This window comes from Mesorhizobium sp. M2C.T.Ca.TU.002.02.1.1 (genome assembly GCF_003997225.1).
Map to the genome: position 1 here is coordinate 1 of NZ_RZTO01000821.1, position 2,666 is coordinate 2,666.

The 2,666-nt window shown below is 64.7% G+C and carries 1 protein-coding gene; it reads left to right on the plus strand.

The genetic code is table 11. The annotated features are described in order from the left end of the window. On the plus strand, positions 1-2,666 hold a 2,666-nt coding region (locus EOD07_RS29910), incomplete at both ends, for a hypothetical protein (RefSeq protein WP_164772672.1).

A 2,666-nucleotide genomic window follows, 5' to 3' on the forward strand; every position in this document is an offset into this window, starting at 1 on the left:
ATGTGGACGCGGTTGCCGTAGGCGTGTCCTTCGGCGCATCCGGCGGCGTCTCGGGTTCGGTCGCGGCCGCCGGCGCGATCGCAATCATCAATTCGACCAATCTTGTTTCGGCGTCGATTGTCGCTGATTCGGATGTCGACGCGACATTGGGGTCGGTGATCCTGAGCGCGACCGACGAAACCCTGTTCACCAGCGATGTCGACTCGGTCAGCGTTAGCGGGGCAATCAGCGGCGGCGCTGGGATTGCGCTCTCGATCGCCTATGCGCAATCGAACACGTCGATCGACGGCACGGTCAGGACCGAAATCAACGACAGCGACGTTGATGCCGGCACCGATATTATGCTCACCTCATTGGCCGATGGCGTGATCGACGCCGACGGCGTGGGTGTCTCCGTGTCGCTTTCCGCCGCGGTCGGCTTCTCGCTTTCGGGCGCCGGCGCGGGCGTCATTATCACCAACGTCATCGGTCAGGACGTCATTGCGGAAATCGGCGACAGCGAGGCCGCTGAAGGCCAGGGCGCGACCGCAGGCAACGATGTGCTTCTCAGCGCCACGGATTCCATCAAAAGTACGGCTGACGCGTCAGCCGCCACCGTTTCAGGGGCCGCGAGTTTCGCGGCGGGCGCCCTGGCGATTTCAGCCGCACGTGCGAGCAATTCCCTCGAGGGCACCACGCGCGCCGGCATCAAGAAGAGCAAGGTGCAAGCCACTGGTGGCGACGTCGATATCAAGGCGAAATCGGAAAGCGAGTTGATCGCCACGCCCGAAGCCTACGCGCTTGCCGCGGCGGCCGGTTTTGGCGGCGCGGCCGCTGGCGCAGGGGCGGAAGCAAGCAACACCGTCACGCGCACAACCGAAGCCTTCATTCGCAACCAGTCCGACGTGCGGGCGCTGAACGGCCTGTTGACAGTCGAGGCCCACGACCTTCTTAAGGCAAAGGCCGATGTCGACGTGTTCTCACTCAGTGTCGGCATGGCTTCGTTCGCGGCTGGCGTCGCCTTGGCCAGCAACAACATTGCGTCGGTTACCACGGCGTCCGTCGAAGGCAGCACGGTACAATCCGGCCTCGGCAACCTGTTGATTGACGCGGATAGCCAACAGCTTGACGCCGATCTCATCACCCGCAGCGACGCCGCTGCAATCGGCGCCGGCATTGGTGTGGCAGCGGTAGGCGTGGTCGCTGAAGAAGTCATTGCGTCGCGTGTTGAAGCCTTCGCCAGCGGCTCGACGCTCATCGCCGCCGGACAAGTCAATGTCGACGCGGATAGCAACCACAGAGCGACCCCCGAAGTCTTCGGCTTGTCTGCCTCGCTCGGCGTCGCGATTTCGGTGGTCGATGCGACCGCAATCGTCAGCGGCGCAACGCGCGCCTACATCGACGGCAATTCCACCGTCAGTGCCTCCGGCGACACCAATGTGACGGCGGACAGTCTGTCTCACGCGCTGCCTGACGGCGACTCCGTCGCCGTTGGTGGCGGGATCGGCGGCGCGGCCGCGATCATGGACGCGCAGGTCAATCGCGTGACGGAAGCCTTCGTCGGCCGGCGTGCGAGCAAGCAGCTTGTGGTCGATACACGGCTCAACAGCATCCAGCTTGACCAGCCGGCAACGCCGTGGGGCGACGCCGAGATCGTCACCTACTCGGCTGGCGGCGGAACCGCGATCGGCGGCCTCGTCAGCGGCAAGCAGTATTATGTCTTCGAGAGCCCCGACGGGCGGATCATGCTGGCCGAAATCCTGCGCGACGGCGGCAACAACATCAAGCCGCTGGCGGAACAGGACAATCTCAACGGCCGCATTGCGATCGACTTGACCTCCCTTGGCAGCGGCACCAACCATCAGTTGATCCGTGCGGGGTTGATAGCCGATGTGGCGTTTAACCCGTCCGAGGTGCTCAACCCTGTACCTTTGACCACGACGGTGCTGGACATCGGCGCCCACAAGCTCAATGTGCTGGCGAATTCGACTTACGAGGCGCGGGCCGACAGTCTTGCGGCCGGCTTCGGCCTGCTGGGCGGCGCAAGCGTCGCCAAGTCCTCCGCGAGCGTCGTCGGCGACACTCTCGCCTATGTGGGCGAAGGCGCGACCGTCAAGGCCGGTGGCCTCGATGTCAAGGCCGTGTCACATGACGGCGCCTATTCGTTGAACGAGTTCTACGCCATAGGCGGTGCTATCGCGGTAAACGTGACTATCGCCGACGCCACGATCGACAGCCGCACCGAGGCGTTCATCGGGACGCAGGCAGGCGTCACACCGACCAGCGGCGCCCCGACTGTCGTCACGCTCACCGATGCGGTCGGCGTGGACGGCCGCCTGTTGATCGATGCAAACGGCAGCCAGACGGCGACGGCCGAGGCCAAAGGCATCGGCGCGTCGTTCGGGGTATCCGTCAACGTATTGCTGCCTACGGCGGACGTGTCGGGCGCGGTGCGCGCCTATGTCGGCGAGAACACGACGGTCGTCGCCGACCGGCTCGACGTGCTGGCGCATGGCGACGTGATGGATGCGACCGCAACGGTGAGATCCGGCACGATCAGCGGCATCGCCTCGGTCACGGGTCTGTCTTCGCTCGCGAAGGTGACCGGTGAAGTCGAAGCCTTCATCGGCGCGCACAATGATCGTGGCGCCTCCGCCACCCTGGCGCCTCAACTGACCATCTCCGGC